General features: G+C 68.4%; 1 pseudogene. It reads right to left on the reverse strand.

Annotation, left to right across the window (positions count from 1 at the left end):
- Positions 1 to 370, reverse strand: a pseudogene (locus NX801_RS30645) (transposase); the annotation flags it as partial.

Raw genomic sequence — 370 nt, forward strand, 5'->3', positions numbered from 1 at the left:
CGTGAAGTGCGGGTGGAACCGCGGGTGGGCCGGCAGCCACTTCTTGATGTCGGGTGTCTTGCGGGTCGCGTAGTTGTCCAGGATCGGATGAACCTGGAGGTCGGCTGGGACTTCCTTGTCGAGTTCGGTCAAGAACTTCCTGAACCCGGCCGCCCGGTGGCGGCGGTGGAGAGAGCCGATGACCTCGCCGGTGGCGACCTAGAGGGCGGCGAAGAGGGTCGTGGTGCCGGCCCGGACGCAGTCGTGGCTGCGGCGTCCGGGGACGCCGGGCATCATCGGCAGCACTGGCTGGGACCGGTCCGGCGCCTGGATCTGCGACTTCTCGTCCACGCAGAGGACGAGCGCCTTCTCCGGCGGGTCGAGGTAGAGA

The sequence above is a fragment of the Streptomyces pyxinae genome, from assembly GCF_024756275.1.
Taxonomy (GTDB): Bacteria; Actinomycetota; Actinomycetes; order Streptomycetales; family Streptomycetaceae; genus Streptomyces; species Streptomyces pyxinae.